The organism is Shimia gijangensis (assembly GCF_900142085.1).
Classification (GTDB): domain Bacteria; phylum Pseudomonadota; class Alphaproteobacteria; order Rhodobacterales; family Rhodobacteraceae; genus Shimia; species Shimia gijangensis.
The window spans coordinates 221,805-247,022 of the sequence record NZ_FQZQ01000001.1; the positions used below are offsets into that span (position 1 = coordinate 221,805).

Genomic DNA, 25,218 nt, shown 5'->3' on the forward strand with positions numbered 1-25,218 from the left:
CATATCCCTGATCTGCGGGTCGTTTAGACCGACATACAGATGTATTTCATTTCAAGGTAATCTTCGATGCCGTGGTGCGAACCCTCGCGGCCCAGACCCGATTGCTTCACGCCACCAAACGGGGCCACCTCGGTTGAGATGATGCCAGTGTTCACACCAACAATGCCGTATTCCAGCGCCTCGGCCACTTTGTAAACGCGGCTCAGGTCCTTGGCGTAGAAGTAGGATGCCAGACCAAAGATCGTGTCGTTGGCCATGGCGATCACTTCGTCTTCGTCCTCAAATTTGAACAAAGGCGCGAAGGGGCCAAAGGTTTCATCCACGGACACCAGCATGTCTTTGGTGGCGCCGGTGACGATGGTTGGCTGGAAGAATGTGCCACCCAGATCCGACGAGGCACCGCCCAGGATCACGTTGCCGCCTTTGGCTTTGGCGTCTGCAATGTGCTCCTGCACTTTTTCCACGGCTTCGCCGTTGATCAGCGGTCCAAAGATGGTGCCATCGGCAAGACCATCGCCAACCGACATGGTTTCAACGCGTGCCTTCAGCTTGGCTGCAAATTCGTCATAAACACCGGACTGAACATAGATGCGGTTCGCACAGACACAGGTCTGACCGTTGTTGCGGAACTTGCACATGATCGCGCCTTCGACGGCGGCGTCCAGGTCGGCATCGTCAAACACGATGAACGGCGCGTTGCCACCCAGCTCCATCGAGCATTTCATCACGCTGTCTGCGGCCTGACGCAGCAGGATGCGGCCCACTTCGGTTGATCCGGTAAAGGTCAGCTTGCGCACAGCGTCGTTTTCGCAGAACTCTTTGCCGATCTCGCTGGCGCGCGACGATGTCACGATGTTCAACACGCCCGCCGGGATGCCCGCGCGATCCGCCAGCACACCCAGAACGATGGCCGACAGCGGTGTTTCCGCAGCCGGGCGCGCGACAAAGGCACAGCCTGCAGCCAGCGCTGGGCCAGCCTTGCGGGTGATCATTGCGTTCGGAAAGTTCCATGGCGTGATTGACGCGGCCACACCGATCGGCTGTTTGATCACTGTGATACGCTTGTCGCGCTGGTGACCCGGAATGGTTTCGCCATAGATACGCTTGGCTTCTTCGGCAAAGAATTCGATAAACGACGCACCATAGGCAACTTCACCCACAGCTTCAGCCAGAGGCTTGCCCATTTCGGCAGTCAGGATGATGCCCAGATCGTTTTGGTTCTCCATCATCAGGTTGAACCATTTGCGTAGAACAGCAGCGCGTTCTTTACCGGTCCAGCTGGCCCATTCCTTTTGGGCCGCTTCGGCTTGCGCGATGGCGCCAGCAACTTGCGCACGGCTGAGATCGGCCACTTGGGCAATCACGTCGCCACGCGCCGGGTTGGTCACATCATATGTGCCATTGTCGCCTTCGACCCACTGGCCGCCGATATAGGCACGGGTTTCCAGCAGGGAAGGATCGTTCAATAGCGATTTGAGGTCGGTAACTGTATCAAGCATCATGGTCTCCGGGATTTTCACTCGAAAGGTCAAAGCAATTGCGGCTAACCTTGTCCAGAAAAATCCTTAAGTCCAGAATTTGATCAAATAAAGGTGGAAAATGCGGTTAGATGACGATTATGCCAATGGGGCTTACATAAAAGGGGCCGATTCCTACCCGCCAAAGTGGCAGGCCATGGCCGAATCGTTTCGCGCAAAACACCTCACTCATGGGGATCTGGCCTATGGAGATAGCCCGCGACAGGTGATGGACGTGTTTCTGCCGGACGGCGAATCCCGGGGGCTCTTCGTCTTTGTGCATGGTGGATATTGGAAAGCCTTAGACAAATCCTATTGGTCCCATTTGGCCGCTGGCATGTTGGCACGGGGGTGGTCGGTTGCCATGCCGTCCTATGATCTGTGCCCGGATGTTCAGATTGCTGACATCACCCGACAAATAGCGCAGGCGATCACCAAGGCCGCGCATCAGGTTGCGGGTCCGATCATTCTGGCCGGGCATTCCGCGGGCGGGCATCTGGTCGCGCGGATGGCATGCGCTGGGGTCTTGCCGGACGATGTAGTGCGTCGGTTGCAACATGTGATGCCCATCTCACCGGTGTCCGATCTGCGCCCGCTTTTGGAAACCTCGATGAATGAAACTTTTGGGTTGGATATGGCCGGCGCTGTTGCTGAAAGCCCGGCGCTATGCACCGATTTCCATGATATCCCAATCACGTCTTGGGTCGGCAGCGATGAACGCCCTGCGTTTCTGGATCAGGCACGCTGGCTGGCCGAGGCATGGGGATGCGGGCATGTCGTGGATCAAGGTCTGCACCATTTCGACGTGATAGATGCCTTGGCGAATACCAACAGCGCAATGGTGCGGTGTCTGGCGGAAGAGGGCGAGGAATGAGCTGGGATTATATCGTTGTCGGTGCCGGCAGTGCGGGATGTGTGGTGGCCAATCGCCTGAGCACGGCAGGCCACAAAGTGCTGCTGCTCGAAGCCGGTGGGCGCGACAATTACCACTGGATTCATATCCCGATGGGGTATCTCTATTGCATCGGAAATCCCCGCACCGACTGGATGTATAAAACCGCCCCCGACAAGGGCCTGAATGGCCGGTCGCTACTATATCCACGCGGCAAAGTGTTGGGAGGGTGTTCGTCGATCAACGGCATGTTGTATCTGCGCGGGCAGGCGGCGGACTATGACCTTTGGCGACAAATGGGCAATCCCGGCTGGGGTTGGGACGACGTGCTGCCAATGTTCAAAAAGGTCGAGGATTACATGGATGGCCCGTCCGAAATGCACGGGGTTGGCGGGGAATGGCACGTTGATAACCAGCGCCTGCATTGGGATGTGCTGGACGATTGGATGGCCGCCGCCAATGCCGCAGGCGTGCCCAGCACGGATGACTTCAACACCGGCAACAACGAAGGTGTTGGCTATTTCAAAGTGAACCAGAACAATGGCTGGCGCCTGAATACAGCCAAAGCGTTCTTGCGGCCCATTAAAGAGTCGAAGCTCAAAATCGAAACCCACGCCCTGACCACGCGCGTTTTGGTCGAAGATGGCCACGCGGTTGGGGTGGAATACACGCAAAATGGCACGGTCATACAGGCGCGCTGCAACGCCGAAGTGATCTTGTCTGCGGGCGCGGTCAACACGCCGCAAATCCTGCAACTCTCGGGCATCGGCCCCGGCGATTTGTTGCAGAAACACGGGGTTGAAACCCAGCTGGATGCGCCGGGCGTTGGTGAAAACCTTCAGGATCATTTGCAACTGCGTTGCGCGTGGAAACTGGATGGAGCCAAGACGCTGAACACCATGGCCAATTCTTTATTTGGCAAGGCCAAGATTGGGCTGGAGTATCTGCTGAAACGCTCGGGGCCGATGTCGATGGCCCCTTCCCAACTGGGGGCCTTCACCAAATCCCGCCCTGATCTGGAAACGCCTGATCTGGAATACCACGTTCAGCCTTTGACGCTTGAGGCCTTTGGTCAGCCGCTGCACGATTTCCCGGCCATGACCGCCAGCGTTTGCAACCTGCGCCCCGAAAGCCGCGGGCACGTGCGCATCATCTCACCTGACCCAACAGACGCCCCAGAGATTGCCCCGAACTACCTGTCCACCGAAGGAGATCGCGCAGTGGCCGTCGCGGCCCTGAAACAAGCGCGCCAGATCATGGCACAGGCGCCAATGGCGAAATACAGCCCCCAAGAGATGAAACCCGGCATCACAGCGCAGGATGACGCAGACCTTGCCAAAGCGGCGGGCGATATTGGCACCACGATCTTTCACCCGGTCAGCACCGTACGCATGGGTATGGAAGATGCCGCACCACTGGATGCAAAGCTGCGGATGAAAGGCATCAACGGCCTGCGCGTTGCTGATGCATCAATCATGCCAACTATCACCAGCGGAAATACAAACTCGCCGACCATTATGATCGGCGAGAAAGCAAGTCAGATGATTTTGGAAGGGGCGTAGTTTACGCCTCTTCTGCTGGTTCCAATTTGTCTTGCGTCTGGGTTTCAAAGTCGCCCGCGTCGTGACGTTCGCGAAGCTGCTTGTCCAGATCGGCCCACGCACGGTTGACCATAACACCGCGCTTTACTGCCGGACGGTCGTTGATCTCGTTGGCCCAGCGTTGCACGTGCTCATAGCTGGCGACATCCAGAAACTCAGCCGCTTCATACAAGCGTCCCAGCGCCAGTGCGCCGTACCATGACCAGATCGCGATGTCGGCGATGCTATAGTCATCCCCCACCATATAACGATTGTCTGCCAGATGCCGGTTCAACACGTCCAGCTGGCGTTTGGTCTCCATGGCGAACCGGTCAATCGGATACTGCCATTTCTCTGGCGCATAGGCGTAAAAGTGGCCAAAACCGCCGCCCAGATAGGGCGCGCTGCCCATCTGCCAGAACAGCCAGCTCAACATCTCAGGGCGCTTTTCCTTTGGCCCAAGGAAGGCATCAAAGGTTTCGGCCAGATGCAACAGGATAGCACCGGATTCAAAAACGCGGGTTGGTGTTGTGCCACTGCGATCCATCAAGGCCGGGATTTTTGAGTTTGGATTCACATCGACAAAGCCCGAGCCAAACTGATCGCCATCGCCGATATTGATCAGCCATGCGTCATACTCGGCCCCCTTGTGGCCCTCGGCCAGTAGTTCTTCGAGCATCACCGTGACCTTCACGCCGTTGGGCGTGGCCAGTGAATAAAGCTGATAGGGGTGTTCACCCACCGGTAAGTCTTTGTCATGAGTTGGCCCCGCGATGGGGCGGTTGATGCTGGCAAACTTGCCGCCGCTTTCGCTGTCACAGGTCCAGACTTTGGGGGGTGTGTATGTATCGGTCATGGTATCGCGCCCTGTGTAATCTATCTGTGTATTGCATTGGTTTGGGTTAACTTAGGCGTTCCCAATCAGAATTGCAGGGGGTGTGTGCGATATCCCGAAAAAGTTTCCGCCCCACACCAGAGGTGCAGGGCGGAAGGTCGTTCGTATGTTCGTCAGATCAGTGGTTGTATTTCTTGATTTCACCACTGTCGAGACGCGCCATATAGCTGACCATCTCACGCTTGACGATTGGCGCCAGGAAGTAGAGGCCAAGGATGTTCGGCACACAGATCAGGAAGACCAGAGCGTCCGAGATATCCAGAATTGGCCCAAGCTGAACCATACAGCCCAGTGCCACAAAGGCACAGAACATCAGCTTATAGATTGTCTGACCCATCTGGCCTTCGCCAAACAGATACGTCCAACCCTTGAGCCCATAGTACGACCACGAGATCATGGTCGAGAAGGCAAACAAAAGCGCACCAAAGGCCAGTGGGATCGGGAACCAACCAATTTGACGTTCGAACGCAGCCGAGGTCATGGCCACACCTGTTGCGTCACCGGCAAAGTTCGGATCAGCCACCTGGCTGGTACCGATCACCAATGCCGTGATGGTACAGATGACGATTGTGTCGATGAACGGCTCCAGAAGGGAAACGTAACCTTCGGTCACAGGCTCGGGTGTACGCACCGCCGCGTGGGCGATAGACGCAGACCCGATACCGGCTTCGTTCGAGAACACCGCCCGTTGGAAACCAATGATCAACGCACCAATCGCACCACCCTGAACGCCAGCACCGGTAAAGGCACCTGCAAAGATGTTGCCGATGGCGGCAGGGATCGAGGTAAAGTTCATCAGGATCACGATGATCGCAAAGACACAGTAAAATACGGCCATGAAAGGCACGATCTTTTCAGTCACGCGCGCGATGGATTTGATACCACCGATGATCACCATGAACACCACGGCAGCAAGGATCAAGCCAACCAGCCAGCCCAGGCCGTCCAGTGCGCCACCGGCCACTGTGTTCAGTTGAACGTAGGCTTGGTTTGACTGGAACATGTTGCCAATGCCCAATGCACCAACGAAAATACCAATCGCATAGAAGGTGCCCATGAACTTGCCAAAGCCCTCCATGCCGCGCTCTTCAAAGCCCTTTTTCATGTAGTACATCGGACCACCCGAGACGGAACCGTCCGGGTTTTCCTGCCGGTATTTCACACCCAGCGTACATTCCACGAACTTGGTCGACATGCCCAGGAAACCGGCCACGATCAGCCAGAATGTGGCACCCGCACCACCGATGGTCACCGCAACCGCGACACCCCCGATGTTACCAATACCCACTGTGCCCGAAACGGCTGTGGCAAGTGCCTGAAAGTGCGACACCTCACCAGGGCTTTCCGGGTCGGCATAGTCACCGCGCACCAGTTGAATGGCGTGTTTAAAGCCGCGTACGTTCACAAACCCCATGTAGAAGGTAAAGAACACCGCGCCGATCACCAACCAAAGCACCACCAGCGGAAGCTGCGCGCCAAGAACTGGAATCTTGAAGAATACAAAGGCACCTACTGCGCTTGCGATGGGTGCTGTGGCAGCGTTGATAGCCTCGTCAAAACCCGCATGCGCTGGCAACGCGAGCATAACAAGAGCAAAAGCTGCTGCAAAAAATCTTATCATTTTCTGTCCCTGTTTGTTTTTTTGTTCAGAGTTTCCGGCGTGTTCCTAGGGAACCACGACAACCGGAACCGGAGAAGTCTGGATAAGGTTGCCGGCAACACTGCCGAACAAAAGGGCTTTGATGCCCGATTGCCCACGACGACCGATCACGATCTGCGCAACCTCGTATTTGTTGGCAAGCTTGATCAGTGTTTCTGCCGGAGGGCCGTGGGTGACGACCGTTTGGCAATCGATGTCTGCTGCTTTCAGAACCTTGGCGGCTGGGTCAACGATGGTTTCTGTCGCCCGTTTGATCTCTTGCTCGCGCCGCTTGTGACGCTCAGCGTTTTCTTCGGGTGTGTTGAACGAGTACTGAGACCATTCGATGACGTATGCAACGATTAGTTTCGCACCGCCGAGCTTGGCGCGTTCCATGGCATATTGGAGCGCCCTTTCCCCGCCCGCACTTCCGTCGATTGCAAGTAATACGGAGTTTGACATTGTCATTCCTTTCGCGAATTTGGCCTGTATGGCCCCGCAACCCTACGTCAGACTGCACAATTTTGCGACGTTTTGCGCTGCCGGTGCACAGTTGTTGCGCAATTTTGGAACGCAAATTGGTAGCGCGTCGCGCTCAGTCGAAACCGAATCCAGCGAGGCTGCTTCAAAATAATTGGTTGTTTTTCAGGAGGATATAAGTCGACATGCACAAGAAGATGATTGACAACCTATGAGGGAAAGTGGACATAAAGCTATGTTACATTTGGACATAAAAATATTGGAGAATTTGGCCAAAAACCTGACGAAACTTTCCTCGCAATTGTCATTTGTTGCATAAAATCGACAAAATTTCTGAGGCCACGCCAGATTTGGCGCCCCTGAGCGATAGGTGATTTGGTGAAGTTTGTTTGTGCGCTCACTCAACTTAAGCTGGTTGATTTTCTGCCGCCGACGCTGACATCCGCAAATGCCCATTCTCACGTCGTCGAAATCATGCCCTTTGTGATCCCCATTCCGCAGAGCGGTGCTATACATTCCTGCCCATTTGTTCTAAGTGCAGCGCTTGTTGCTCTTAAATGACGGTGGGGCGGCCTGTAATGGACAGGCCAACTGGCGGTGTTGTGTGAGCAAAACCCCTGGGAAAAGAAGTTACCGTTGTGAAACAAGCTCTCCGTGACGCGCTCGATGCACGTGGATATGAAAAACTGACACCTGTTCAAGAGGCTGTCTTAGACCCCGCCCTGCAAGGCTCTGACCTTTTGGTGTCGGCGCAAACCGGCTCGGGTAAAACCGTTGGCTTTGGTCTTAGCATTGCACCCACCCTTTTGGGTGATGCGGACGCATTCGACCCGGCCGAGGCACCACTGGCTCTGGTCATCGCGCCCACCCGCGAACTGGCGCTTCAGGTCAAACGCGAACTCAGCTGGCTTTATGCCAAGGCTGGCGTGCATATGGCGTCCTGCGTTGGCGGTATGGATATGCGCGACGAGCGCCGTGCGCTGGCACGCGGGGCGCATATCGTGGTCGCCACACCGGGTCGTTTGCGCGATCACATCATGCGGGGTTCAATTGATCTGTCTCAGTTGCGCGCCGTGGTTCTGGACGAAGCGGACGAAATGCTCGACCTCGGGTTCCGCGAAGATCTTGAGTTCATCCTTGGCGAAGCGCCGGAAGATCGTCAGACCTTGCTGTTTTCTGCCACCGTGCCAAAATCCATCACCCATCTGGCCAAGAACTATCAGCGCGACGCCGTCCGCGTGGTCACGAAATCCGAAGAAGGCCAGCACGCCGATATCGAATATCGCGCCATGATGGTCTCTGACCGCGATACCGATAATGCCGTGATCAACACACTGCGATTCTACGAGGCGCCAAATGCCATCGTCTTTTGCAACACACGCGCCATGGTCAACCGTCTGACCACCCGTCTGTCCAACCGTGGTTTTCAGGTTGTGGCCCTGTCCGGCGAACTGTCTCAGGCCGAGCGCACCCACGCGCTGCAGGCCATGCGGGATGGGCGGGCACAGGTCTGTGTGGCCACTGATGTTGCTGCGCGCGGCATCGATTTGCCCAACCTTGATTTGGTGGTGCACGCTGAATTGCCATCCAACCACGAAACTTTGCTGCACCGTTCGGGCCGTACAGGACGCGCCGGTCGCAAAGGCGTCAGTGCGCTGATCGTTACCAAAAAGGTTCAAAAGAAAGCCCAACGCATTCTGGGCGGCGCCAAAGTCAAAGCCGAATGGGGCGGCGCCCCGTCGGCATCCGAAGTTCAGGCCCGCGACGAAGAACGCATGCTGGCTGATCCGGTCTGGACAGAACCGACCCCGGAAACCGAAATGGGCGCCGTTCAAAAGCTGGTCGACAGCTTTACGGTCGAGCAAATCGCGACAGCCTATCTTCAGCTCTATCGCTCGTCGCACACCGCAGCAGAAGAACTGTCGGATGTGAACACCAAACCCGAGCCCCGCAAAGAGTTTGGCCCCAGCGTCTGGTTCTCAGTTGCCGGTGGTCGCAAGGCTGACGCGGTTCCGGGCCGTCTGCTGCCAATGCTGTGCAAGGCCGGCAACCTCACCAAAGACGACTTTGGTGCGATCCGCATTCAGTATGATCAGTCCTATGTCGAGATTAGAAAATCCAGTGTTTCTGGCTTTCTCTCGGCGATTGGCGACGACATGAAGGTCGAAGGGGGCGCTGCCCTTGTACAACTGGACCAGGCACCCGTACTCGATCGCCCCGCACGTCCAGAATTCAAAGGTAAGGGCAAACCAAAGCCACATCGCGGTCAACGCGATGATGACGGCGCCGCCCCCAAGCCCCGCGCGCCCAAGCCAAAATCAAGCGCTCCGATCGATTGGAACGACGCCCCCGAACCGCGCACCAAGAAGCCAAAGCCATCGGACAAGCCCAAAGACAAAAAGCCTGGCCAAAAGGCGAAAACCTATGCGCCTGCCGGTGACGGTGGCCATGGCCCTGCGCGCCGTCGCCCAGAAGAAGGCAAGCCTGCAAGATCTGGCAAGCCTAGTGGGAAACCGGGTGGCAAACCCAAAGGCCCACCCCCACCCGCTGGCAAACCCAACAGCAAAAAGAATCGTGCGCGTGCCGAGGCCAAAGCTCAGGTGCGCAAGGCGGGTAAACGCAGCGGACCTACGCGCTAAAGCGTCAAAAAAGGGCGGCTGGCCATGTGCCACCGCCCAATTTACAAATTCACGCCCCCAAAAAACGACAAACCCCCGAGGCTGGGCCACGGGGGTCGTCTAACTTTGGTGTCCAAAGCTACGAAAGAGGCTCTTAGAGCATACCTTCGCGCTGGGCTTTCTTACGTGCCAGTTTACGGGCACGGCGGATCGCTTCAGCTTTCTCGCGCGCTTTTTTCTCGGACGGCTTCTCGAAATGCTGCTTGAGCTTCATTTCACGGAAGACACCTTCACGCTGTAGCTTTTTCTTCAGGGCACGAAGCGCCTGATCGACATTGTTGTCACGAACACTAACCTGCATGTGGTTTTCACCACCTTTCTAAGTTGAGTTGCAAGGATTTGCAGGAATTGGCCCTATAGCAAAGCCGGTTTGCTTTGTCTAGTATGCGCCCGAGTTCAAGGAGAGCGTCATGACCACCCCCGATCCTAAATCCAAATTGCTTGATGCTGCCCTGGATCACGTGGCGTTTGACGGCTGGTCTAAGGCCACATTCGATGCCGCGATTGAAGATTGTGGTGTGGAGCCGGCACTTGCCCATTCAGTTTGCCCGCGCGGTGCTGTGGATCTGGCTGTGGCTTTTCACAAACGTGGCGACGGCGAAATGGTCACCCGATTCGAAACCGAAGAGGTGTCCGATCTGCGCTATAGTGAAAAAGTGGCTGCGCTGGTGCGATTTCGCCTTGAGGCCTGCACTGACAAAGAGGCGGTGCGTCGCGGCACAACCCTGTTTTCGCTGCCTCAATATGCAGGCATCGGCGCTGAACTGATCTGGGGCACATGTGACGCGATCTGGAATGCGCTTGGCGACAGCTCAGAAGATTTCAACTGGTACACCAAACGCGCAACACTGTCCGGCGTTTATGGCTCAACTGTGCTCTACTGGCTTGGCGACGACAGCGAAGATCACGCGGCGACATGGGCGTTTCTGGACCGGCGCATCGAAAACGTGATGCAGTTCGAAAAGGCCAAGGCACAGTTCAAGGCCAGCCCATTCGGCAAACTGGTTCAGGGGCCCTTGTCTGCGCTCGAGAAAATTAAAAAGCCCGGTGCAAGCCACGACATGCCCGGTGTCTGGCGCGGCGAATCGTAAAACCCATCATCTGGCCAAAATATCCTGGGGTGAGCGACGACTTTGCCCCGCAAAGGCATCGCGAGGGGCAACGCCCCTGCTTGCACACCACCCCATCAATGCTAAAGCTTGGCAGGCAAGACTGTCACAGGAGACCCAGATGACCCAAACCATGCGCGCCATAGAAATCACCGAACCCGGCGGACCGGATGTGTTGCAACTGACCGAACGGCCGATGCCGATGCCGGGCGCTGGCGAAGTGGTGATCAAAGTGGCGTATGCCGGGGTCAATCGCCCTGATGCCTTGCAGCGCGCCGGAGCCTATGCGCCCCCGCCCACCGCCAGCGATCTGCCCGGTCTCGAAGCGTCCGGCACGATTGTCTCTGTCGGAGCAGGCGTCAGCGATTGGGTCGAAGGTGACGAGGTCTGCGCTTTGCTGCCCGGTGGTGGATATGCAGAGTATGTTCTGACGCCCGCCGCGCACTGTTTGCCTGTGCCATCGGGACTGGGCCTGAAAGAGGCCGCCTGCCTGCCCGAAACGTATTTCACGGTCTGGACCAACGTGTTTATGCGCGGCGGCCTGCAAGCCGGTGAACGGTTCTTGATGCATGGCGGATCCAGCGGTATTGGGACCACGGCGATCCAGCTGGCCAATGTGTTTGGCGCACGTGTTTTCGCAACCGCCGGGTCAGACGACAAATGCGCGGCCTGTCTGGAGTTGGGCGCCGAACGCGCGATCAATTACCGTGATGAAGATTTTGTCGATGTTCTTCGCGCCGAAGGCGGCGCCAACCTGATCCTCGATATGGTCGGCGGCTCTTACATTCCGCGCAATATCAAAACGCTCGCGGATGATGGCCGCCTTGTGCAGATCGCATTCCTTACAGGGCCCAAGGTCGAGCTGAATTTTGCGCAGATTATGACTCGTCGTCTGACCGTGACCGGGTCAACTTTGCGTCCGCAAAGCGATCTTGCCAAAGCGCGCATTGCCACTGAATTGCGCGAAAAAGTCTGGCCGCTTCTGGACGCTGGCCGCGTGGCTCCGGTGATGGACAGCGAGTTTCCTCTGGCCGAGGCATCCGCCGCCCATGCCCGCATGGAAAGCAGCGGCCATATCGGCAAGATTGTCTTAAAGGTGGGTTAATTTCGTTTTGTACAAAACGGAGAGTCCGCTCTGAAAGTTTTGTACAAAACGGTTATTTTGCGTTTCCCGCTCCCTTAGCGGCGTTGTTCGTGCTCAAATCTCTGGCGGGCAATTTCCTCGTTGCGCTCGGCCTTTTTGTGATCTGACAACGCGGCTTCAACATAGTCGAGATGCGCAATCACCGCGGCCCGCGACGCATCCGCATCCCGTGCCTGAAGAGCCGAATTAATCGCGCGGTGTTGTTCAAGAAGGTCACCGCGTGTGGTGCGTTGCTTGAACATGACTGAGCGGTTGTAAAACACGCCCTCGCGCAACAACTGATACATGGATCGCATCATATGCAGCATGACGACGTTGTGACTGGCCTCGATAATGGCCAGATGAAAATCTGCGTCCAGCCGCGCCTCGTCCGACGGATTGCGCTTGGGGTGGGCGGCTTCCATTTTGTCAAACACGGCCTGAATCACCCGCAGATCGGTGTCTGACGCAAACCGCGCAGCGCGTTCGGCGGCCAGCCCCTCCATATCTCGCCGGAAGGAAACATAGTCAAACACCGCTTCGTCATGCGAGGCGAACAGCCGAATCAGACTGTCGGAAAAGGCGTTTCCCAACACATCGGCCACAAATATTCCGGCACCTGCTTTGGATGCCAACAGGCCCCGTTCCTGCAATTCTGAAATGGCTTCGCGCAGCGATGGGCGTGAAACGCCCAGCCGCTCTGACAGTTCGCGTTCAGACGGCAGGCGTTCACCGGGACGCAAAATTCCTCGCAAAATCAACAGCTCAACCTGCCGAATGACCGATGTCGAGAGCTTTTCGGTTTGGACTTTTTGGAATGGCATGGGTGACCTTTGGCAATTGGTCAGAAGATATGACCACACCGTCCCCTTAGGAGCAAGGTTTGCCGTGTCGTTCACGGAAAATGTTTCATTGGGTCAGCCTTGTTGACTAATGCGGCGATGTGCCCATTATGTCAACTATTATGACCTATGGGAGGGCCGCAGGTGAGCATCGAGCAAATTTTCGCGACACGCACTGAACGAATGAAAGCTTCGGAAATCCGCGAGCTTTTGAAATTGTTGGACAAGCCCGGTATCTTATCTTTTGCGGGCGGTATTCCCGATCCGGCATTGTTCCCATCGGATGCCTTTGCCGCGGCCATGGCAGAGATCATGAAGACCGGCAGCGACACTGCGCTGCAGTATTCGGTCAGCGAAGGGTATCTCCCTTTGCGCGAATGGATCGCAGGTCAAATGGCCGACATCGGGGTTCCTTGCACGCCGGACAACATCCTGATCACCAGCGGGTCTCAGCAAGCTTTGGACTATCTGGGTAAATTGTTCCTGTCGCCGGGGGATACAGCGCTGGTTGGGTGGCCGACTTACATGGGCGCTTTGGGGGCTTTCAATCCTTACGAGCCCCGTTACGATCAGTTAAGTGTCAACGGAAATCGCGCCGCCAGCGACTATGCCAGCGAAGCAGAAACCACGGGTGGAAAGGTGAAATTCGCTTATTTATCAGTGGATTTTGCCAATCCAACTGGCGAAACCGTCGACCAGAGGGGGCGCGAAGCAGTTTTAGACATGGCCGAGGAACTGGATTGCGCTGTCATCGAAGATGCCGCCTATCAGGCGTTGCGCTATGATGGAGAAGACGTGCCGTCAATCCTTGCACTGGAACTGGCGCGCAAGGGTGATCTCGAAGCCTGCCGTACGATCTATTCGGGCAGTTTCTCCAAAACCTTGTCTCCGGGATTGCGCGTGGGGTGGGTTGTGGCGGCCAAGCCGGTGATCAGCCAATTGGTGTTGATGAAGCAGGCGTCAGACTTGCATTCGGCGACGTTCAATCAGATGGCAGTGCACCGGGTGGCTGACGCGCATTTTGACAGCCACGTATCAATGCTGAGAACGGTCTACGGTCGGCGGCGCGAAGCTATGTTGGCTGCCCTTGAGGCGCACATGCCGCAAGGTGTTCAGTGGACACGACCCGAAGGTGGCATGTTCGTTTGGATGACACTGCCAGCGGGCATGGATGGAGCCGATCTGTTGTCGTATGCATTGGAAACTTACAAACTGGCCTTTGTGCCCGGACGCGCATTTTTTGCGGATGGGTCCGGAGGCAACACGCTTCGGCTCAGCTTTTCCTGTGCGAATGAGGCGATGATTGATGACGGAATGGCCCGATTGGGCGCGGCGATCCGTGAGACAATGATCTGACCAATCCCGGTAAACACAACGTTAAAAGGGCACCACAAGGGTGCCCTTTTTCTTGCGGAGGAAACGCAAGGGGTCGCGGGAAACGCCGCGATTATTCGGCGGGCACAGCGTTCCGAGAGGCAGGCCGGCCGAAATGCTGACGATTGAGACGTAAAACCAGCGCAATCATCGCGACCTGAGAGATCAACGCGATTGCGGTCACAGCCCAGTAAGCGGCGCCGAACTTGTCGATAATTCCCGCACCAACGAGACCCTTATTGACAAAGAATTGCACCATTACTGACAGGGCCACACCGGGACAGACCAAGGCATAGGATCCGGGCGAAGTTTTTGGGCCAAACACATAGTCCGTGAAATACCCCTGGCGACGTAAAACCAAAGCCCCGAGCAGCAGGAAAACGACTTGTACTGAAAGCAAACGCGCCAACAGCATCATCGTCTCTGCCTTGGCGGCATGCACGTCGAAAGTGGCGTGCAGGCCGTGGTTCTGGCGCAGGAACATGATGCCCAGCACGGTCAGAATAGGCACCACAATCATCAAGGTGGGTCCGGCTTCTTTGGCGGTTCCATGATGCAGCATCGAGTTGAAGGCCGTGAAAATCGCAATCAAAGCGTAGACGATGGCAGCGGTGCCAATAAACGTCGACAGCACCAATGACAGGCCGACGGTGGTGGTGTTGGTGCTCATCGCGGCGGGGGCCGAAAAGCCAACGGCAATCATCGAAAGCGCGAAGGCAGGCAGCATCTGGGCAAAGGAATTATTGGCGGTGACGTCAAAAATACCACCCTTAGATAGGATGCGACCCAGAAAATCTCCAATAATGCGAAACGCCAGCACTGCGATCAAACCAAAGGCGATCAAGGCAAGTGGAAACAGAAACTCAATAATACTCCACAAGCCGGGCACAAACACCAAACCAACAATGAACAGGGCGTTCACCGTCATCGCAAGCGCCAGGGGCATGGCCATGATCGTGGATTCCGCGTTGGAATTGCGTAAAGTGTTGTAGCCTTCCGTGCGTTTGAATGCTGAGAAGGCCGAGAGGTTCCAGAGTAAGGTCTTAACGTTCAGAATGGCCATGGCAGCAATACCGATCACGGCAATGACGATGGCGGTTTGCATCGGTGTGTTTCCGGTCTGGAACGCACCCGAGATGTCCTCAAAAGTTGGCACGGGTTTGCCGGGGTGGGGCACCCAGAACATCAGATACATAAAAAACGTGACGGCCAGACCGCCAGCCCCAAGAGAGGCGAGAAAATAGAGCGGCGAATAGCTGTCCGCCGGGCGTTTCAGTGCGTGGGACATTGAGAGACTCCATTTATATTCCGTAATTGCTATATATTACACATAGTAAAAATGGAATATAAATGTGACATGCGGGCGCAGGGTAGAGTGATGGCAAGAAAGGAATTGTTAACCTTGTTTGCTGCAGGGTGAGTGTATGAGAAAAATCGTCCTGATATCCCTGAGTTTATTGGCTGCGTGCAACTCTCCGACGATGCACTTCAAGGGCATTGACCCGGTGCAAGTGACGGTGATGGAAAGCACGTTTGACTTGCGCCGCCGGGACAATCAGGTGTTGGTCATACGAACCAGCCGCGAGTATGCCCCGCGCCTAAGCCAGCAATTGGGGCGCCGTGCAGAGATTGCGGTGGAAGAAACCTATGGCTGTCCGGTGGATCGGATACGGGGTGATGCCGCGATGATGGTGGCCCATCTCAAATGTGGAAAGCCGGATGATCTTGCAAAAATCGCCAATGGCCCCTGAGCGACGACTAGTTCAGAGATTTGGTCATGAAAATAGAGGACTTGTTGGCCTCGTAGTCGCCAAATGGCTCGCAATCCTCAAAGCCGTGAGCGCGGTACAAACTGTGGGCCTCGGTCAATTTGTCACCGGTTTCCAGTTTAAGAGCCAGCAAACCTTGCGTGCGCGCCGCGGTGTCCAAGGCCTGCATCAAGAGATGTGAAATGCCTTTGCCACGCGCAGTAGGGCTGACAAACAGGGATTTGATCTCGCCATAGTTGCCTTTGTTGGCAATCGCGGCACAGCCCAGTGTCACATCGTCTTCACGGGCGACAAAGAACTGGATGGAGGGAACGCACAACGCTCCGATTTCCAGAAAATGATTGTCCTCGGGATCGAACAAGGACTGCATCAAGGCGTGGCTTTGTTCCAGCAATGCGGTGGCCTGGGGATCGCGGGGGTCGCCCGGGGTAATGGTGATATCGCTCATTGAAGTCTCGCAGGTGTTTTCGTGATGCTTGTGTGGCAGGGCAGCGCGGGTTAGTCCAGTCTGGCGAAAGGGGGAAACATGAGCCACAAACTGTTTATTTGCGAGACGTGTTTGGATGCCCAAGGGCAGACGCCGGGACCGGATATGGCCGACGCTGTGCGTGCCGCCTTGCAAGTCGACATCGAGGTCATGCTGACACCTTGTATGAACCTGTGCGAAGAGCCCGTGTCGCTGGCATTCCGAGCGCCGGGTAAGATGGCCTATCTGTTTTCAGGCACGAATCCCAAAGACGTAAACGACATCACTGCCATGGCGCGGTTGTTCGTTGAGGCTGAAGGTGGGGTTATTGACGATGCGCGCCCCGCAGGTCGTCTTCGGTTCTGCCTAAAAGGGCGCATACCGGCAGAATGACGCCTCCCCCGAAGGGAAGGCGCTTATGGTCAGGTGTCTTCGCCGCGGACCAAGAAATAGGCGCAGACGTACCCGAGTATTGTCCAGCCGACGGCCGCCGTACCAAGGCTCGCGGTCGTGAACTCTGCCGCCAGTTCTGGTGGAGCAATGCCGTAATAGGTGTCCAGATGTGGCGCGCCGATGAAGTGCGGCAGCAGAACCAAAGCAAGACCAAAGACCTGTTTCCACAGCTCCCCCGCAAAGGCGATGATGGCAAGACCCGCCGCCGTTGACAGGATCGTTCCGGACCACCAGATCTGACGGGGCGTGAGTTCGGCCGCAATTGTACCGGGAAGTTCCGGTGGCAGACCCAAGGCTGGCGCCAGTTGAACGGCGATAAAACCACACAGGCCCCAAATAAGGCCGGTCTTGGCCGACAATGTCGCCCCGAACCGTTCGCGGGCAAACCCCATAGCAGCCACCATCAAAAGCCCGTACCCGGTATAGGTCACGATATTGAAGCCGATCGTCATCAGATGACGGCTCCAGTCGGCACCAATCGCGGGCGCTTCTTTGATGGATTGGGTGGTGCCTTCGATCGCAAAGTGTACGCGGGCACCCGTTTCATACAATTCGCCTTCCAGCAAAAGCGGGATGACAAAAACGAACTGAAGCAGAGCTGCAAACAGCCCTGCTATCAGGCCAGCGAACACAGCGCTGGACAGCAAATTTTTAGTCATTAAAGCGTAACGAGCTTAGTGGCAGGGAAATGCCATTGCGTGACGCTGATCGTGCGCCGCATCGTGCAGCACGGTGGCTTGTGCCATGCCCGAAACGGTCAGCAATACGACACCTACGGTCATTGCCAGAACAAATGCTGCAGTGTTTGAGCGGACAGCTGCGAAAGTCGTTGTGTTGGTCGTCATGTCTTTTCTCCTATTCCCGTCACACCCGACGGGGTGGGGTTTTTATCAGTCGCATGGCCGGTCTCCTGGCTTGTGGGTCGACGCGGTGCATTCCCTTCCCAGAGGTTGCCCTCCAGTGGATTTGAACGCGCGCTCGCCACTTACAGTCGCGGGGGCGGCTGTGGCTAAGACCGAAGCCCGTTCCACATTCCCGTTTGATCCGGCAGTAAACTGCGCGAATACCATACTCCCCCTGTTTGGACGCGAAGCCCCCTCAAGGTCAAGACAGATTGCGACGTCTGATTGTCGCGATGCGTCTTGTTGTAAAGAAAACTCACCAATCAAATACTCAATATCTTGTGGATAACTGGCGGGTTCTGGCCATATTGTGTGGAATGCCGTTGACTCCGGGGGTATCGCTTGGGCAGGCTTCTAAAATAACCAGAATCATGAGGTAAGAAGCAGCTTTGCGTTTTTCGAAACTCAGACTGACCGGCTTTAAGAGCTTTGTAGATCCGACCGACCTGATCATTGCCGATGGGCTGACAGGTGTTGTCGGACCCAATGGCTGTGGCAAGTCGAACCTTTTAGAGGCCCTGCGCTGGGTGATGGGCGAAAATCGCCCGACCGCGATGCGCGGCGGAGGCATGGAAGACGTGATTTTTGCAGGTGCCGCCACGCGACCCGCCCGCAATTTTGCCGAAGTTCACCTGCAGCTCGACAACTCCGAGCGGCTGGCGCCTGCTGGGTTCAACGAAGACGACAACCTTGAGATTGTGCGCCGGATCACGCGGGACGTTGGCAGTGCCTATAAGGTGAACACCAAAGACGTGCGGGCGCGTGATGTTCAGATGTTGTTTGCAGATGCCTCGACCGGGGCGCATTCACCTGCATTGGTCCGGCAGGGGCAGATTGCCGAGTTGATCAACGCCAAGCCCAAAGCACGTCGCCGCATTCTGGAAGAAGCCGCCGGAATATCCGGGCTTTATCAGCGTCGCCACGAAGCTGAACTCAAGTTGAAGGGCGCGGAAACCAATCTTGGCCGTGTCGACGATGTGATCGAACAGCTGGCCAGCCAATTGGCACAGCTTGCCCGTCAGGCCCGGCAGGCCGCGCGGTACCGGGCGATTGGCGAAGACTTGCGTCAGGCCGAAGGGTTGTTGCTGTACCGTCGCTGGAAAGAGGCTGACGAGGCACGTTCGGGTGCGGATGAAGAACTGCGCACGCGCACCACTGCGGCGGCCCAGAGCGAAGGGGCTGCGCGGGCCGCGGCCAAAGCGCGGATCACCAAAGACGACGCCCTGCCGCCTTTGCGCGAAGAGGAAGCCATTGCAGCCGCGGTTTTGCAGCGTCTTCAAGTCCAGCGTGACACGTTGAATGACCAAGAGGCGCATGCTCTACAGATCATTGAAACCTTGCAGAACCGGATTGAACAGCTGGGCAAGGACATGGAGCGCGAGGCCGGGTTGAACCGTGATGCTGGTGAAACCATTGAACGCCTTGAGTGGGAAGCCAAGGAGCTGGCCAAGGCCGGAGAGGGCCACGACGCGCGTCTTGAGGCGTCTTCAGATGGTGCTCGGGAGGCGGCCTCGATCCTTCAGGAACGCGAAAGCGATCTGTCGCAACTGACCGAAGATGTCGCGCGACTCGCAGCGCGGCACCAGTCGGCGCACCGGTTACTGGAAGACAGTCAAAAAACCCAAACAAAGAGCGAAGCCGAAGCGGAAAAAGCGCGTGAAGCGGTTAAGGTTTCCAAATCGGCGTTGGTACAGGCCTCAGAAGATTTCGAGACTGCAAAAACGTTTGAAGCCAGCGCACAGTCTGCGGCCATCCAAGCCGAGGAGACACTGGCCAAGGCCGAGTTGGATCGGGCTGAAACGCAGTCGCGCGAAGCCGATGCGCGGGCTGAACGTTCCGAGGCAGAAGGCGAGCTGAACGCCCTGCGAGCTGAAGTCACAGCATTGGCCAAGCTGCTGGAACGTGACACCGCCGAAGGTGGCCAGATTCTGGATCGCCTGCAGGTCCAACAAGGATTTGAAAAAGCATTGGGCGCGGCAATGGCCGATGACTTACGCGCGCCTGAGGTAGACGAAGATGGCCCGTCAGGTTGGCACGTTTTGCCGCCATACGACCAGATACAGGATTTGCCCGAAGGTGTAACGTCGCTGGTGGCACATGTGTCGGTGCCAGAGGTTCTTCAGCGACGGATGAGCCAGATTGGCCTGATTGCAACAGAAGATGCGATGCGTCTGCAACCCTTGCTGAAACCGGGCCAACGCTTGGTTTCGCTTGAGGGCGATTTGTGGCGTTGGGATGGGTATCGCGCCTGGGCTGAGGATGCCCCAAGTGCGGCGGCGTTGCGGCTGCAACAACTGAACCGTCTGGAAGAACTGAAACAACAGATGGCGCAGGCAACTGCCCGCGCAGACGGTGCGGTGCAGGCACATGAGACTTTGCAAGCGCGGCTGCGGGAGCTGTCCGAGACAGACAAAGCTGCCCGTTTGGCGCGGCGCGATGCAGACCGTGCTGTGGCGGATGCCAATCGTGCCCTAAGCCGTGTCGAGGCCGACCGCAATCTGGCTGAGGGGCGGTTGGAATCTCTGGGTCTGGCCGTTGCGCGCCATGAAGAAGAGGCGATGACAGCAAGGGCCCAGGTCACCGAAGCGGAACGCGGCCTTGAAAGCCTGGGCGATCTGGATGCAGCCAGAGCCGGGATGGAAGACATTAAGATGTCTGTTGAGGCGGCGCGTATCACCATGATGACAAAGCGTTCGGGGCATGATGAATTGCGCCGCGAAGGTGAAGCGCGTTTGCGCCGTTCGCAAGAGGTCACCAAAGAGATTAGTGGTTGGCGTCATCGTCTGGACTCAGCTGAGAAGCGCATTGGCGAATTGGCGGAACGCAAGACGACCTCTGAGGCCGAGCTAAAAGAAGCGGGTAGCGCGCCAGAAGAAATTGCGGCGAAACGCGAAGAGCTGACCGAAGCCATCGAAGAGGCCGAAGCGCGTCGTCGTCAGGCAGGCGACGGCTTGGCCGAAGCTGAAACCGCGCTGCGCGAAGCAGAAACCGCCGAGCGCGATGCGGAACGTGCTGCCAGCGAAGCACGTGAGGCGCGCGCGCGATCTGAAGCGCGTGCAGATGCGGCGCGCGAGACCGTGTCTTATGCAGCGGAACGGATTTACGAAGAACAACAGGTTTCACCTGCGGCCCTGTTGGAGCGGCTGGACGTGGTGCCCGATCAAATGCCAGACAGCCACGCGATTGAAGGTGACGTGAACCGGCTCAAACGTCAGCGCGACAGCCTGGGTGCCGTGAACCTGCGGGCTGAAGAAGATGCCAAGGAAGTGCAAGAAGAGCACGACACGCTGGTTGCAGAGAAATCTGATCTGGAAGAAGCCATCCGTACTTTACGAAATGGAATTGCAAGCCTGAACCGCGAAGGTCGGGAACGGCTTTTGACGGCCTTTGAGCAGGTAAACTCAAACTTTTCGATGTTATTCAAACATTTGTTTGGTGGCGGCGAGGCCAATCTGGTGTTGGTCGAAAGTGACGATCCCCTTGAGGCCGGGCTTGAGATTATGTGCCAGCCGCCCGGAAAAAAGCTGTCCACGCTAAGCCTTTTGTCGGGTGGTGAACAAACTCTGACCGCGATGGCGCTGATCTTTGCGGTATTCCTGGCCAACCCTGCCCCGATCTGTGTGTTGGACGAGGTCGACGCGCCGTTGGACGATGCGAACGTCACGCGCTTTTGTGATCTGTTGGACGAAATGTGCCGCCAGACCAACACGCGGTTCCTGATCATCACGCACCACGCTGTGACCATGGCCCGAATGGATCGCTTGTTTGGGGTCACGATGGCTGAACAGGGAGTGTCTCAGTTGGTGTCTGTCGATCTGAAGGCTGCCGAGACCATGGTGGCCTGATAGGGCCTGTCGGGGACTCTGTCCCCAACACCTTGGGCGAGCCCCCCAGGATATTTGATCCATTTGGAAAACCAACCTCGCGGTAACGTGACGTTCAAGTGCATAAAACCCTCTTACAGTGGGCAAAGGAGGGGCAGGCATGTGGAAATTTCTGATTTTGACGCTCATGGTGTCAGGCCCGGTATGGGGCGCTGACTGGAAGATGCGTGCGGGTGACAAAGTGTTTGGAGGTGATGCGTTAAAGGCGCGTCTCTCTGGGCAAACGCTGGTGTTTTATGACAACGGGCGATCCGTATATAAAGCAGATGGCTCCTACAGTTATACCTACGGCGGGGGTGGCACTTGGGAAGGGCGTTGGGAAACGCAAGACGAGAGCGCGGTGTGCGTGACCTTTGTCACTGGAGTAACCCGTTGCGACCGGATCGTTGAAAACGCAGGAAAGCTGGTTGTGCTGACCGACAAAGGCGAGCGCTTTCCAGTGAAGCCTTAGAGCTTTTTCAACAAGGCTGCGGTAGGCCAAGCGTCGGCAGGCAAGCCAAGGCGTTGTTGCTCTTTTTGCACCGCTGCACGGGTCTTTTTGCCCAAAATTCCATCCACTTTACCGACGTCGTGCCCGTGCTTCTTCAGCTTTTTCTGGAGCTGTTTCATCTGCGCGCCATTGAAAGCAGGATCAGGTTTGCCAGCATTGTAGGGCTTGGCGCCTTCAAGGCGGGTGGCAAAATAGGCCGCGGTGGTCACATAGACAAAGCTTTTGTTCCACTCAAAATACACCCGGAAGTTCGGATAGGCGAGAAAGGCCGGCCCTTTGCGGCCCTGTGGCAGCAGCAATGAGGCTTCGAGATTGGCCAGCTGACCCTGACGTGGCTTTACGCCAAGACGGGCCCACTCAGAGGCTTTCATACTGTGGTCCAGCCCGGATTTGGACCAATCGAGGTTTTTGGGAACAGTCACTTCCTGCATCCAGGGTTGGTTCGCACGCCACCCCAGTTGCTTGAGCATATTGCCACCAGACATCAGCGCGTCCTGCGGTGAGGTTTTGAGGCGCACCTTGCCATCGCCATCGCCATCGACGCCATTTTCAAGAATGTCGTGCGGCAGCATCTGGACCATGCCAATTTCACCGGCCCAGGCGCCGGTGGTCTTGCTTGGGTTGAAGTCGCCATTTTCATAAAGCTTCAAAGCCGCAAACACTTGTGGGCGGAACAGTTCGGGGCGCCGACAATCATGTGCAAGAGTGACCAATGAGTTGAGAGTGTTGAAATCCCCCTGAAAGGCGCCGTAATCGGTTTCAAACGCCCAGAATGCCAGTAAGACGCCGCGCGAAACACCATAGTTTTGTTCAATCTTGTCAAAGGTGGATGCGTATTTCTTGGCTTTTGAGCGGCCGACGTCTATGCGGTTCTGGCTGATCAGGCGGCGGGAAAAGTCGATGAAAGGCATCTGAAAGACGCCCTGCGATCTGTCGGCTTTGATAGTCTTTGAATCCTGTCTGACACCTGCAAAGAATTTGTCGACGGTCGATTTCTTATGGCCGTCTGCAATCGCTTCCTTTTTCAGATCATTCACAAAACCGGAAAAGGTTCCTCCACAGGGCACTTTGGCGAATGTTGCAGTGGCGCTCAGGGCGATGGCGGCAATGAAAAATGGCAAGCGCATGGGAAACCTCGTAATAAAAATTTGGTCAAAGGTAACAGGTCCGTCGCGTGGGGCAAGCTAACTGAATGGGATCAACACAAATGTGAGGCCAAGAAAAGCAGCCCATGTACGCCAAAGAGCATGACAGGTGGCATCAATATCGTCAGGATCCAGAGTTTTGCGCCCGCCCTTATTCACAAACGGAAATTCACGCAGCGCGCCGTCATAAGTGCGAGGCCCGGCGATGGCCGCATCAATGGCGCGCGCCATGGCGGCTTCTGGCCAGCCTGCATTGGGAGAACGGTGTTTGATCGCGTCAGAGCGGATCGAGAGCCAAGCTCTTAGCCCCTCATGTGTAGCGGCAATCAAAAGCGCTGTAAGGCGCGCGGGCACCCAGTTTAACAGGTCATCCAGTCTTGCGGCAGCCCAGCCAAATTGTTCATGCTTTGGGGTGCGGTAGCCGATCATGCTGTCTGCGGTATTGACGACCTTATATGCCAACAGCCCCGGTAATCCTCCGACGAGAAACCAAAAGGCGGGCGCTATCACGCCGTCAGATAGGTTTTCGGCGCCAGATTCTATGGCAGAGCGCGCCACGGCACTGGTATCCATATCGCCGGTATCCCGGCTGACGATCATTGCAACGGCGCGACGACCTTCGCCAAGTGACTGGCGCAGCCCGTTGCTGACGGCGGCCACGTGTTCCACCAAAGAGCGTTGGGCCAAGAGGATCGCGGCGAGTATCACTTGCGGCAGCCATCCAAAACAGGAAATCGCGTAGCCCAGACAGGCCATGGCAATGACCAGGGCGGCTATGAATGCTGTGCCTTTGACTTTTTGGCTGGGCGCAAAGTTCAGGCGGCGGTCTCCCCATCCGATGAGTTTGCCCATCACGATTGCTGGATGCGGGAGGCGGGACCATAGCCAGCGTGGCTCTCCCAACAGAGCGTCCAGCAACAGTGCCAGACAAAGGATAGTCGGGGTGCTCACAGGGCTTGCTCCAGGTGAGCCCATTGATCTGGTGCGGGCAGGCCAAGTCGAAGAAACGTTTTTGAGTAAGGGAATATCCGCGACCACACATGGTGTTGGGCCAGCTGGTTTTGCCACGAAGTGGCGTTATCTACGCTGTACAGGCGAAAGAGCGAGGTGCCGCCAGCCAGCTTACCACCTTTTTCCGCAATCAAAGCGTCAAGACGTGCGGCGTCTTCGGTAAGGCGCTGGCGTGTGGCATCGGCCCATGTTCGATCTTGCAGGGCCTTTGCACCCAGATGCAAGGCAGGGCCCGAGACAGCCCAAGGGCCGGACAAATCCGATAACCGAGAAATGGTGTCGGGGTGCGCAATGGCAAAGCCAAGGCGAATCCCAGCCAATCCCCAGAACTTGCCAAAGCTCTTCAATATGATGCGGCCTGATTCAGAGGCTGTGTGCACAAGGCTTGCATCCGGTGTGACATCGCAAAAGCTTTCATCAACCACTGTGAGTGGGGCTGTTAGATCAGCTTCATTCCAGAGTTTGCCAGTGGGGTTGTTGGGATGAACAAGAACGCGGGCCTCTGGCGATTGATCCGAGAGAGCCCAGCCTTGGGCGACAAAGGCGGCTGCATGTTCGTTGTAGGTCGGGGTCGGGATATCAACGCGGCCTGCATCGGTGAGAGCAGGAATACGTGCAATCAATGCCGATGCACCGGGGGCCGCCAGAATGGCCGCATCGTCGGGGACATTCCAAAAATGCCGCGCGCTGCTCAGGAGATCGGTCTGAGCGTTGCGATCAGGAAGAGACGTCCAGCTATAGTGCGGAAAATCGGCCAGCGGGTAGGACACGGGGTTGATACCCGTCGAAAGGTCGACCCAGTCCCGACGCGCGCCGCCCCAGCGGGCAATGGCGGCATCAAGCCCTCCTCCGTGATCGCGTGCTTTTGAGGTGGAAGAGGACGACATGTATTACTCCGAGACCAGAACGCGCTAGTTCAAGCGGAAATCTGCGAATTTGGCAAGCCGTCCAATCGAGGTTACGCACACG

General features: G+C 56.6%; 23 protein-coding genes and 1 riboswitch. Of the genes, 10 read left to right on the top strand and 13 right to left on the bottom strand.

Going from position 1 to position 25,218, the window contains the following annotated elements; all coding sequences use genetic code 11:
- Positions 1-23: 23 nt before the first annotated feature.
- Complete coding sequence (locus tag BUC32_RS01015) at positions 24-1,499, bottom strand: NAD-dependent succinate-semialdehyde dehydrogenase (RefSeq protein ID WP_073248711.1); 1,476 nt, start codon at positions 1,497-1,499, stop codon at positions 24-26.
- 100 nt (positions 1,500-1,599) lie between these two features.
- Between BUC32_RS01015 and BUC32_RS01020 the strand changes: the two genes are divergently transcribed.
- Both BUC32_RS01020 and BUC32_RS01025 read left to right on the top strand, forming a co-directional pair.
- Positions 1,600-2,391 carry an alpha/beta hydrolase gene (locus BUC32_RS01020; protein WP_073248478.1) on the top strand — a complete coding sequence of 264 codons (792 nt, stop codon included), beginning with the start codon at positions 1,600-1,602 and terminating at the stop codon, positions 2,389-2,391.
- Positions 2,388-3,971 (top strand): GMC family oxidoreductase, encoded by a 1,584-nt coding sequence (locus BUC32_RS01025; RefSeq protein WP_073248480.1) that lies wholly within the window; start codon positions 2,388-2,390, stop codon positions 3,969-3,971. The genes BUC32_RS01020 and BUC32_RS01025 overlap by 4 nt, the downstream gene beginning before the upstream one ends.
- A gap of 1 nt (position 3,972) precedes the next feature.
- Here BUC32_RS01025 and yghU read toward each other — a convergent pair whose 3' ends face one another.
- The 3 genes from yghU to BUC32_RS01040 all read right to left on the bottom strand — a co-directional run bounded on the left by yghU (position 3,973) and on the right by BUC32_RS01040 (position 6,985).
- A complete protein-coding gene (gene yghU, locus BUC32_RS01030; RefSeq protein WP_073248482.1) occupies positions 3,973-4,845 on the bottom strand; it encodes a glutathione-dependent disulfide-bond oxidoreductase in 873 nt (290 codons plus the stop codon).
- A 157-nt stretch (positions 4,846-5,002) separates the two neighbouring features.
- Entirely contained in the window at positions 5,003-6,505 is a 1,503-nt protein-coding gene (locus BUC32_RS01035; RefSeq protein ID WP_073248484.1) for an alanine/glycine:cation symporter family protein, read from the bottom strand.
- Positions 6,506-6,550: 45 nt separating this feature from the next.
- Positions 6,551-6,985, bottom strand: a complete 435-nt coding sequence (locus BUC32_RS01040) for a universal stress protein (RefSeq protein ID WP_073248486.1) — start codon at positions 6,983-6,985, stop codon at positions 6,551-6,553.
- A 656-nt stretch (positions 6,986-7,641) separates the two neighbouring features.
- Here BUC32_RS01040 and BUC32_RS01045 point away from each other — a divergent pair.
- Entirely contained in the window at positions 7,642-9,642 is a 2,001-nt protein-coding gene (locus tag BUC32_RS01045; RefSeq protein ID WP_073248488.1) for a DEAD/DEAH box helicase, read from the top strand.
- Between the two features lie 133 nt (positions 9,643-9,775).
- On the opposite strand, the gene rpsU is transcribed toward BUC32_RS01045, so the two are convergent.
- Positions 9,776-9,982 carry a 30S ribosomal protein S21 gene (gene rpsU / locus BUC32_RS01050; protein ID WP_008207378.1) on the bottom strand — a complete coding sequence of 69 codons (207 nt, stop codon included), beginning with the start codon at positions 9,980-9,982 and terminating at the stop codon, positions 9,776-9,778.
- A 109-nt stretch (positions 9,983-10,091) separates the two neighbouring features.
- Between rpsU and BUC32_RS01055 the strand changes: the two genes are divergently transcribed.
- Both BUC32_RS01055 and BUC32_RS01060 read left to right on the top strand, forming a co-directional pair.
- Positions 10,092-10,772, top strand: a complete 681-nt coding sequence (locus BUC32_RS01055) for a COQ9 family protein (RefSeq protein WP_073248490.1) — start codon at positions 10,092-10,094, stop codon at positions 10,770-10,772.
- Between the two features lie 139 nt (positions 10,773-10,911).
- Positions 10,912-11,895: an NAD(P)H-quinone oxidoreductase gene (locus BUC32_RS01060; RefSeq protein ID WP_073248492.1), complete on the top strand. Its 984-nt coding sequence runs from the start codon at positions 10,912-10,914 to the stop codon at positions 11,893-11,895.
- 74 nt (positions 11,896-11,969) lie between these two features.
- Here the strand turns inward: BUC32_RS01060 and BUC32_RS01065 are convergent, their stop codons facing one another.
- Entirely contained in the window at positions 11,970-12,737 is a 768-nt protein-coding gene (locus tag BUC32_RS01065; RefSeq protein WP_073248494.1) for a FadR/GntR family transcriptional regulator, read from the bottom strand.
- Positions 12,738-12,899: 162 nt separating this feature from the next.
- Here BUC32_RS01065 and BUC32_RS01070 point away from each other — a divergent pair, with 162 nt between their 5' ends.
- Positions 12,900-14,111, top strand: a complete 1,212-nt coding sequence (locus tag BUC32_RS01070; RefSeq protein ID WP_139280602.1) for an aminotransferase-like domain-containing protein — start codon at positions 12,900-12,902, stop codon at positions 14,109-14,111.
- A 91-nt stretch (positions 14,112-14,202) separates the two neighbouring features.
- Here the strand turns inward: BUC32_RS01070 and BUC32_RS01075 are convergent, their stop codons facing one another.
- Positions 14,203-15,417 carry a TsoY family (seleno)protein gene (locus tag BUC32_RS01075; RefSeq protein ID WP_073248498.1) on the bottom strand — a complete coding sequence of 405 codons (1,215 nt, stop codon included), beginning with the start codon at positions 15,415-15,417 and terminating at the stop codon, positions 14,203-14,205.
- 136 nt (positions 15,418-15,553) lie between these two features.
- On the opposite strand from BUC32_RS01075, the gene BUC32_RS01080 reads away from it, so the two are divergent.
- Positions 15,554-15,880, top strand: a complete 327-nt coding sequence (locus BUC32_RS01080; RefSeq protein WP_073248500.1) for a hypothetical protein — start codon at positions 15,554-15,556, stop codon at positions 15,878-15,880.
- A gap of 7 nt (positions 15,881-15,887) precedes the next feature.
- On the opposite strand, the gene BUC32_RS01085 is transcribed toward BUC32_RS01080, so the two are convergent.
- Positions 15,888-16,346: a GNAT family N-acetyltransferase gene (locus BUC32_RS01085; protein WP_073248501.1), complete on the bottom strand. Its 459-nt coding sequence runs from the start codon at positions 16,344-16,346 to the stop codon at positions 15,888-15,890.
- 78 nt (positions 16,347-16,424) lie between these two features.
- Between BUC32_RS01085 and BUC32_RS01090 the strand changes: the two genes are divergently transcribed.
- Positions 16,425-16,757, top strand: coding sequence for a DUF1636 family protein (locus BUC32_RS01090; protein ID WP_073248503.1), 333 nt, complete (start codon positions 16,425-16,427; stop codon positions 16,755-16,757).
- Between the two features lie 29 nt (positions 16,758-16,786).
- Here the strand turns inward: BUC32_RS01090 and BUC32_RS01095 are convergent, their stop codons facing one another.
- Positions 16,787-17,476 (bottom strand): CbtA family protein, encoded by a 690-nt coding sequence (locus BUC32_RS01095; RefSeq protein WP_073248505.1) that lies wholly within the window; start codon positions 17,474-17,476, stop codon positions 16,787-16,789.
- A gap of 15 nt (positions 17,477-17,491) precedes the next feature.
- Positions 17,492-17,662, bottom strand: coding sequence for a CbtB domain-containing protein (locus tag BUC32_RS01100; RefSeq protein ID WP_073248507.1), 171 nt, complete (start codon positions 17,660-17,662; stop codon positions 17,492-17,494).
- Between the two features lie 38 nt (positions 17,663-17,700).
- Positions 17,701-17,903, bottom strand: a riboswitch (cobalamin riboswitch).
- A gap of 205 nt (positions 17,904-18,108) precedes the next feature.
- Here BUC32_RS01100 and smc point away from each other — a divergent pair.
- Positions 18,109-21,564, top strand: a complete 3,456-nt coding sequence (gene smc / locus BUC32_RS01105) for a chromosome segregation protein SMC (RefSeq protein ID WP_073248509.1) — start codon at positions 18,109-18,111, stop codon at positions 21,562-21,564.
- A gap of 139 nt (positions 21,565-21,703) precedes the next feature.
- Positions 21,704-22,054, top strand: coding sequence for a hypothetical protein (locus BUC32_RS01110; protein ID WP_073248510.1), 351 nt, complete (start codon positions 21,704-21,706; stop codon positions 22,052-22,054).
- Here the strand turns inward: BUC32_RS01110 and BUC32_RS01115 are convergent.
- The 3 genes from BUC32_RS01115 to BUC32_RS01125 are packed head-to-tail and all read right to left on the bottom strand — an operon-like array spanning position 22,051 to position 25,136.
- Complete coding sequence (locus BUC32_RS01115) at positions 22,051-23,220, bottom strand: lytic murein transglycosylase (RefSeq protein ID WP_073248512.1); 1,170 nt, start codon at positions 23,218-23,220, stop codon at positions 22,051-22,053. The two genes, BUC32_RS01110 and BUC32_RS01115, sit on opposite strands and share 4 nt — an antisense overlap.
- Before the next feature lie 57 nt (positions 23,221-23,277).
- Entirely contained in the window at positions 23,278-24,189 is a 912-nt protein-coding gene (cbiB, locus tag BUC32_RS01120) for an adenosylcobinamide-phosphate synthase CbiB (RefSeq protein WP_073248713.1), read from the bottom strand.
- Positions 24,186-25,136 (bottom strand): threonine-phosphate decarboxylase, encoded by a 951-nt coding sequence (locus BUC32_RS01125; protein WP_073248514.1) that lies wholly within the window; start codon positions 25,134-25,136, stop codon positions 24,186-24,188. The genes cbiB and BUC32_RS01125 overlap by 4 nt, the downstream gene beginning before the upstream one ends.
- Between the last annotated feature and the right edge of the window lie 82 nt (positions 25,137-25,218).

Coding starts and splice junctions, on each gene's coding strand:
- BUC32_RS01015 (WP_073248711.1), bottom strand. CDS start 1,499: ATGCTTGATACAGTTACCGACCTCAAATCGCTATTGAACGATCCTTCC.
- BUC32_RS01020 (WP_073248478.1), top strand. CDS start 1,600: ATGCGGTTAGATGACGATTATGCCAATGGGGCTTACATAAAAGGGGCC.
- BUC32_RS01025 (WP_073248480.1), top strand. CDS start 2,388: ATGAGCTGGGATTATATCGTTGTCGGTGCCGGCAGTGCGGGATGTGTG.
- yghU (WP_073248482.1), bottom strand. CDS start 4,845: ATGACCGATACATACACACCCCCCAAAGTCTGGACCTGTGACAGCGAA.
- BUC32_RS01035 (WP_073248484.1), bottom strand. CDS start 6,505: ATGATAAGATTTTTTGCAGCAGCTTTTGCTCTTGTTATGCTCGCGTTG.
- BUC32_RS01040 (WP_073248486.1), bottom strand. CDS start 6,985: ATGTCAAACTCCGTATTACTTGCAATCGACGGAAGTGCGGGCGGGGAA.
- rpsU (WP_008207378.1), bottom strand. CDS start 9,982: ATGCAGGTTAGTGTTCGTGACAACAATGTCGATCAGGCGCTTCGTGCC.
- BUC32_RS01055 (WP_073248490.1), top strand. CDS start 10,092: ATGACCACCCCCGATCCTAAATCCAAATTGCTTGATGCTGCCCTGGAT.
- BUC32_RS01060 (WP_073248492.1), top strand. CDS start 10,912: ATGACCCAAACCATGCGCGCCATAGAAATCACCGAACCCGGCGGACCG.
- BUC32_RS01065 (WP_073248494.1), bottom strand. CDS start 12,737: ATGCCATTCCAAAAAGTCCAAACCGAAAAGCTCTCGACATCGGTCATT.
- BUC32_RS01075 (WP_073248498.1), bottom strand. CDS start 15,417: ATGTCCCACGCACTGAAACGCCCGGCGGACAGCTATTCGCCGCTCTAT.
- BUC32_RS01080 (WP_073248500.1), top strand. CDS start 15,554: ATGAGAAAAATCGTCCTGATATCCCTGAGTTTATTGGCTGCGTGCAAC.
- BUC32_RS01085 (WP_073248501.1), bottom strand. CDS start 16,346: ATGAGCGATATCACCATTACCCCGGGCGACCCCCGCGATCCCCAGGCC.
- BUC32_RS01090 (WP_073248503.1), top strand. CDS start 16,425: ATGAGCCACAAACTGTTTATTTGCGAGACGTGTTTGGATGCCCAAGGG.
- BUC32_RS01095 (WP_073248505.1), bottom strand. CDS start 17,476: ATGACTAAAAATTTGCTGTCCAGCGCTGTGTTCGCTGGCCTGATAGCA.
- BUC32_RS01100 (WP_073248507.1), bottom strand. CDS start 17,662: ATGACGACCAACACAACGACTTTCGCAGCTGTCCGCTCAAACACTGCA.
- BUC32_RS01110 (WP_073248510.1), top strand. CDS start 21,704: ATGTGGAAATTTCTGATTTTGACGCTCATGGTGTCAGGCCCGGTATGG.
- BUC32_RS01115 (WP_073248512.1), bottom strand. CDS start 23,220: ATGCGCTTGCCATTTTTCATTGCCGCCATCGCCCTGAGCGCCACTGCA.
- BUC32_RS01125 (WP_073248514.1), bottom strand. CDS start 25,136: ATGTCGTCCTCTTCCACCTCAAAAGCACGCGATCACGGAGGAGGGCTT.